This window comes from Mycobacterium sp. TH-M15, assembly GCF_057473705.1.
In genome coordinates this window covers 1-6,540 of sequence record NZ_JBYCLB010000245.1, presented here as the reverse complement: position 1 = coordinate 6,540, position 6,540 = coordinate 1, and the positions used below count along the sequence as shown (strand labels likewise).

General features: G+C 68.5%; 5 protein-coding genes and 1 pseudogene. 4 read left to right on the top strand and 2 right to left on the bottom strand.

Annotated features, from left to right (window positions below; genetic code table 11):
• The 3 genes and pseudogenes from AC2VNT_RS05845 to AC2VNT_RS05835 form a co-directional block, all read left to right on the top strand.
• Positions 1 to 386, top strand: a pseudogene (locus tag AC2VNT_RS05845) (MmgE/PrpD family protein); the annotation flags it as partial.
• A complete protein-coding gene (gene prpB, locus AC2VNT_RS05840) occupies positions 383 to 1,297 on the top strand; it encodes a methylisocitrate lyase (protein ID WP_486945955.1) in 915 nt (304 codons plus the stop codon). The pseudogene AC2VNT_RS05845 and the gene prpB, both read left to right, overlap by 4 nt.
• Entirely contained in the window at positions 1,294 to 2,427 is a 1,134-nt protein-coding gene (locus AC2VNT_RS05835; RefSeq protein WP_486945954.1) for a bifunctional 2-methylcitrate synthase/citrate synthase, read from the top strand. Before prpB ends, AC2VNT_RS05835 begins: the two co-directional genes overlap by 4 nt.
• Positions 2,428 to 2,514: 87 nt before the next feature.
• Here the strand turns inward: AC2VNT_RS05835 and AC2VNT_RS05830 are convergent, their stop codons facing one another.
• Complete coding sequence (locus AC2VNT_RS05830) at positions 2,515 to 3,483, bottom strand: acyl-ACP desaturase (RefSeq protein WP_486945953.1); 969 nt, start codon at positions 3,481 to 3,483, stop codon at positions 2,515 to 2,517.
• A gap of 265 nt (positions 3,484 to 3,748) precedes the next feature.
• On the opposite strand from AC2VNT_RS05830, the gene AC2VNT_RS05825 reads away from it, so the two are divergent.
• On the top strand, positions 3,749 to 5,494 hold the full coding sequence (locus AC2VNT_RS05825) for a DUF3556 domain-containing protein (RefSeq protein WP_486945952.1): 1,746 nt from the start codon (positions 3,749 to 3,751) through the stop codon (positions 5,492 to 5,494).
• Here the strand turns inward: AC2VNT_RS05825 and AC2VNT_RS05820 are convergent.
• Positions 5,486 to 6,373, bottom strand: coding sequence for a crotonase/enoyl-CoA hydratase family protein (locus tag AC2VNT_RS05820; RefSeq protein WP_486945951.1), 888 nt, complete (start codon positions 6,371 to 6,373; stop codon positions 5,486 to 5,488). The two genes, AC2VNT_RS05825 and AC2VNT_RS05820, sit on opposite strands and share 9 nt — an antisense overlap.
• Between the last annotated feature and the right edge of the window lie 167 nt (positions 6,374 to 6,540).

Here is a 6,540-nt window from a genome sequence, read left to right as displayed (position 1 = left end):
GGCCGGACACCATCGACCTGTGGCGCAAGATCTCCACCGTCGAGGATCCGGAGTGGACCCGTCGCTACCACTCCACCGATCCGAAGGAGAAGGCGTTCGGTGCGCGTGCCGAGGTCACCCTGAAGGGCGGTGAGGTGATCACCGACGAGCTCGCCGTCGCCGACGCCCATCCGCTGGGGGCGCGCCCGTTCGGCCGGAAACAATACGCCGCCAAGTTCACCGACCTCGCCGAGGGCGTGGTGGACACCGACGAGCAGCAACGCTTCCTGGCCGTCGCCGAAAGCCTGGCCGGGTTGAAGGCCGGCGAGCTGACGGCGCTCAACATCGTGGTGGACCCGGCGGTGCTGGCGACGGCGCCGGAGACGCCGGACGGGATCTCCCGATGAGCGGGCTGTTGGCGTCGGCCGGCAGCGCCGCAGCAAAGCGGGCGGCGTTTCGGTCCGGCCTGGACTCCGGTGAGCTGCAGCGCTTCCCGGGGGCGTTCTCACCGCTGGTGGCCAAACTGATCGCCGAGATCGGCTTCGAGGGCGTCTACGTCTCCGGTGCGGTGCTCGCCGCCGACCTGGGCCTGCCGGACATCGGGCTGACCACGCTGACCGAGGTGGCCGGCCGGGGCGCGCAGATCGCCGCGGTCACCGATCTGCCCACCCTGATCGACGCCGACACCGGCTTCGGCGAGCCGATGAGCGCCGCGCGCACCGTCACGGTGCTGGAGGATGCCGGCCTGGCCGGCTGCCACCTGGAGGACCAGGTGAACCCGAAGCGCTGCGGGCATCTCGACGGCAAGGCGGTGGTCCCGACCGCGGAGATGGTCAAACGGCTGCGAGCTGCGGTCTCGGCGCGCCGGGACCCGAACTTCGTCGTCTGCGCCCGCACCGACGCCGCCGGCATCGAGGGCCTTCCCGCGGCGATCGACCGGGCGCGCGCCTACGCCGACGCGGGCGCCGATCTGATCTTCACCGAGGCGCTGCGGACTCCGGACGAGTTCGCCCGGTTCCGGGCCGCGGTCAGCGTCCCGCTGCTGGCCAACATGACCGAGTTCGGCAAGTCGGAGTTGTTGACCGTGCGTCAGCTCACCGACGTCGGCTACAACGCGGTCATCTACCCGGTTACCACGCTGCGGCTGGCGATGTTCGCCGTGGAGACGGGTCTACGGGAGATCGACTCGGCCGGAACACAATCCGGTCTTCTGAACCAGATGCAGCATCGCAGCCGGCTCTACGAACTGCTCCGCTACGTCGAGTACAACCAGTTCGACACCGAGTTGTTCAATTTCACGCTAGGAGAATCGCAATGACGACCGCCGCCACCATCGAACCGGAGATCCACAAGGGCCTGGCCGGTGTCGTCGTCGACACCACCGCGATCTCCAAAGTGGACCCGCAGACCAACTCGCTGATCTACCGCGGCTACCCGGTGCAGGATCTGGCCGCGCACTGCAGCTTCGAGCAGGTCGCCTACCTGCTCTGGCACGGCGAACTGCCGACCGATTCCGAGTTGGCGCTGTTCTGCCAGCGGGAGCGGGCCAGCCGCCGGCTGGACCAGTCGCTGTTGGCCCTGCTGGCCAAGCTGCCGGAGACCTGCCACCCGATGGACGTGGTGCGCACCGCGGTCAGCTACCTGGGTGCCGAGGACCCCGCCGAAGACGACGACTCCGAGTCGGCGAACTACGCCAAGGCGCTGCGCATGCTCGCGGTGCTGCCGACCGTCGTCGCCGTCGACATGCGGCGGCGTCGTGGTCTGGAACCCGTGGCACCGCACAGCCAACTCGGCTACGCGGAGAACTTCCTGCGGATGTGCTTCGGCGAGGTGCCCGACCCGGTCATCGTCTCCGCCTTCGAGGAGTCGATGATCCTCTACGCCGAGCACGGCTTCAATGCGTCCACCTTCGCCGCAAGGGTGGTTACCTCGACCCGCTCCGACATCTACAGTGCGGTCACCGCGGCGATCGGCGCGCTGAAGGGACCGCTGCACGGCGGCGCCAACGAAGCGGTCATGCACGACATGATCGAGATCGGCCAGCCAGCCAAGGCGGCGGAGTGGTTGCGCACCAAGCTCGCCCGCAAGGAGAAGGTGATGGGCTTCGGTCACCGGGTGTACAAGCGCGGTGACTCCCGGGTGCCGACGATGAAGGCCGCGCTGGACCGGGTCGCCGCGGACCGCGACGGTCAGCGCTGGCTGGATATCTACGAAATCCTGGAGACCGGGATGTACGAGGCCACCAAGCTCAAGCCGAACGTCGACTACCCGACCGGGGTCGCCTACTACCTGATGGGTTTCGACATCGGCATGTTCACCCCGATGTTCGTGATGAGTCGGATCGTCGGCTGGACCGCCCACATCATCGAGCAGACCGCAGCCAACGCCCTGATCCGCCCGCTGAGCGCCTACAGCGGACGACCGGCGCGCGCGCTCAAGGCCGGCTGACGCTCCCCTGTCCCGGACCTCCGCCCGACACGTACGTTCGGGGTCGGCGACAACGTCGGTCGATAACCTGGGTGGCGGGCTGGGGGATCAGCCCGCGACGCGGGTGTCAGCCGCGCGCGCCGCCCGTGCCGCGTCCCGTTCCAACAGGTGGGCGCGGCGCTCCTCGAAGCGGACGACGTCACGCTGCAGTTTGTCCAGAAACTCGCCCAGCTCATTGCGGTATTGGTCTCCACGCGGGCCGAAGTCGTTGCGCTCGAAGATCTTCCAGGTGCGCAGAATCGGCTGCAGCACGTCATCGAGGTGCTGGCGCAGGTCATAGATGCCGTGCTTGACCATCAGCACGCCGTTGCGCCGCCAATTGCGCATCCCGCGACTGGGCATATCGAACTCCCGGATCACCTTGGTGACGGCCTCGATCGCCTGATCGGGCGCCAGGTCGAAGGCCGCGCCGAGAACGGTGCGGTAGAAGACCGCGTGCAGGTTCTCGTCCTGGGCGATCCGCTTGAGCATGGCGTCGGCGACCGGGTCGTCGCAGACCCGGCCGGTCTGGCGGTGGCTGATCCGGGTGGCCACCTCCTGGAGGGTGACATAGGCCAGCTGGACCAGGACGCCTTCGAACTCCTCGGGGGCGTGGATGCCGCGGCTGACGAAGTCCATCCGGTCGATCTCCAACTGCACCGGGTCGACGCTGCGGGTGACCACCAGGTAGTCGCGCATCGCGATGCCGTGCCGGTTCTCCTCGGCGGTCCACCGGCCGACCCAGGTTCCCCAGGCGCCGTCGACGGAGAGATTCTCGCCGATGTACCGGTGGTAGGAGGGCAGGTTGTCCTCGGTCAGCAGGTTGGTGATCATCGCGACCCGAGCGACCTCCGACAGCTTCGACTGTCCGTCGGCCCAGTCGACACCGCCCAGCGCGGCGAAGTTGCGCCCCTCGCCCCACGGCACGTAATCGTGCGGGTTCCAGGTGGTGGTGATCTCCAGGTGCCGGTTCACGCACTCGGCGACCGTCGGCTCCAGCTCGGTCAGCAGCTCGATCTCGGCGAAGTCGCGAGCCATGGCACCTTAACCTCGTCATTCGCTGTCGTCGGGCTGCCCCACGGCAATCTAGATCGCTATCCGATACTACGTGCCTGCACCCGGGTCGAACGGCGTGCGACGGGTGTGTCGCGGTCGATCGTGCTCAGGACCATGTCGGCCTGTCGGCCGTCGCCCCCCGGCTGCTGTCGAAGCTGCCGCGAATGCTCGGACCACCGCGAACGGGTCCGGACGTGGGGCTGATGCTCCGGGGGGAACGCAGTCGCCATGACTCTAGTCTTTCGGCATGGGATTCCTCAAACCCGACATTCCGGTCGTCGACTTCGCCGAATGGAGCACCGGCACCCGCAGCGAGAAGATCCGCCCGATGGCCCGACACTGGGCCGAGGTGGGCTTCGGCGCCCCGGTCGTGCTGCACCTGCTCTACGTCGTCAAGATCGCGCTCTACGTCCTGGGGGCGTGGCTGGTGGTGCGGACCACAGCCGGCCTGGGTGGGTTGGCCGGCTGCACCGTCGTGGCGCGTTGGTGGAGCGAGCCGATCGTCTTCGAGAAGGTCGTGCTGTACACGATGGCCTTCGAGGTGATCGGGCTGGGCTGCGGGTTCGGGCCGCTGAACAATCGGTTCTTCCCGCCGATGGGCTCGATCCTGTACTGGCTGCGGCCGGGCACCATCCGGCTGCCGCCCTGGCCGAACCGCATCCCGCTGACGGCCGGGGACACCCGGACTCGGGTCGACGTGCTGCTCTACGCGGCGCTGCTGGCGGTGATCGGCTGGGCGTTGGTCACCGACGGCACCGGGCCGATCCCCGAACTGCACACCACGGTCGGGGTGCTGCCCGGCTGGCAGATCGGCACCGTCCTGGCCATCCTGGTGGCGGCCGGGCTGCGGGACAAGGTGATCTTCCTGGCCGCCCGCGGCGAGGTCTACGCCCCGCTCGCCGCGGCGTTCCTGATCGGCGGGGTGGACACGATCGTCGCCGCCAAGGCGATCTTCCTGGTGATCTGGACGGGCGCGGCCACCTCGAAGCTCAACCGGCATTTCCCGTTCGTGATCTCCACGATGATGTCCAACAATCCGCTGATCCGGCCCAGGGCGGTCAAACGACGCTTCTTCAACAACTTCCCCGACGACCTTCGCCCCGGTCGGCCGTCGACGGTGCTGGCGCACCTCAGCACCGCCATTGAGATGTTGGTGCCGCTGCTGCTGTTCGTCAGCCATGGCGGGCGGCCGACCGCGATCGCGGCCGTCGTCATGGTCTGTTTCCACCTGGGCATCCTGGCGGCGATCCCGATGGGGGTGCCGCTGGAGTGGAACGTGTTCATGATCTTCGGCGTGCTGGCGCTGTTCGTCGGGCACGCCGGAGCCGGGCTGAGCGACGTGCGGCACCCGCTACCGGTCGCGGCCCTGTTCGCGCTCAGTGCGGGCACTGTCGTGCTGGGAAATCTGTTCCCGCGCAAGGTGTCGTTCCTGGCCGGGATGCGCTACTACGCCGGCAACTGGGACACCACCCTGTGGTGCATCAAGCCGTCGGCCGCCGAGAAGATCACCGACGGCATCGTGGCGATCGCCAGCATGCCCGCCGCCCAGCTGGAGCGGTTCTACGGCAGCAAGGAGGCCGCGCAGATCCCGATCTACATGGGGTATGCGTTCCGCGGGTTCAACACCCACGGCCGCGCGCTGTTCACCCTGGCGCACCGGGCGATGGCCGGCCAGAACGAGGACGACTACACCCTCACCGACGGCGAGCGGATCTGTTCCACCGCGATCGGCTGGAACTTCGGCGACGGGCACATGCACAACGAGCAGCTGATCGCCGCGCTGCAGCGGCGCTGCGGATTCGAGCCCGGTGAGGTGCGGGTGGTGCTACTCGACGCCCAGCCGATCCAGCACCAGACCCAGGACTACCGGCTGGTGGATGCGGCCACCGGCGAATTCGAACGCGGCTATGTCAACGTGGCCGACATGGTGAGCCGTCAGCCGTGGGACGACGACCTTCCGGTGCACGTCGAAGCCGAGGCGTCCTCAGGTTGATCCCGGGGGTGAGACCCACTCGTCGTAGAACGGCGGCATCGCCGACGCCCGCGAGGTGAATCGCGGTTCGCGCTTTTCCAGGAAGGCGCGCACTCCGTCGGCGCCGTCGCCGATGCTGGTGTAAAACATCGCCAGGGAGTCCACCCGGTGCGCCTGCACCGGGTCGGGCTGCGCGGAGTTGCGGTAGAGCATCTGGCGCATCAGCGCGAACGACACCGCGGAGCGGCCCTTGGTCCAGGCGTCCGCCAGCGCCCGGGCCTCGGCCAGCAGGTGATCGGGTTCGTGGACGGACCGGGCGAGGCCGCACCTGCGGGCCGTCTCGGCGTCGAGGATGTCGGCGCGGTAGAGCAGGTCCAAAGCTGTTGGCACACCGACGATGCGGGGCAGGAACCACGTCGAGCAGGCTTCCGCGGTGATGCCCAGCTTCCCGAACACCAGACCGAACCGCGCCTTGGTCGAGAACAGCCGGGCGTCCATCGCCAGCATCATGGTGGCGCCGATCCCGACCGCGGGCCCGTTGACCGCAGCGATCACCGGTTTGCGGCAGCCGTAGATCGCCAGCGTCACCCGCCCGCCGGTGTCGCGCACCCTGGCCAACTCCGGATCGTCGAGGACGGCCATGTCGGCCAGCGTCGGCGACTTCGACTCGTCGAGGCCGAACACGTTGCCGGAACTCGACAAGTCCATCCCGGCGCAGAACGCCCGGCCGGAGCCGGTGACGATCACCGCCCGGATCGCGTCGTCGTCGTTGACCTCGGCGAAGGTGCGTTCCAGTTCCTCGGCCATCGGCACGGTGAACGCGTTGAGGTTCTCCGGTCGGTCCAGGTGGACGGTGAGGATGCCGTCTTCGACCTGGTGGCGGATCGTGGTGAAATCCATGGCTGCTCCTCTACCGGGTTCGGTCCCCCCGAGGTTATTGGTCGACGACGGCACGCCACCGGGCGGCACCCCCGGCCGGTGGCGTGCCGTCCGCGACCTCGAACCGGCTTCGGTCCGGGGGCGCGACGGACGCAGCCGCGCCGGGCGCCCCAGGACGACGGCGCCGG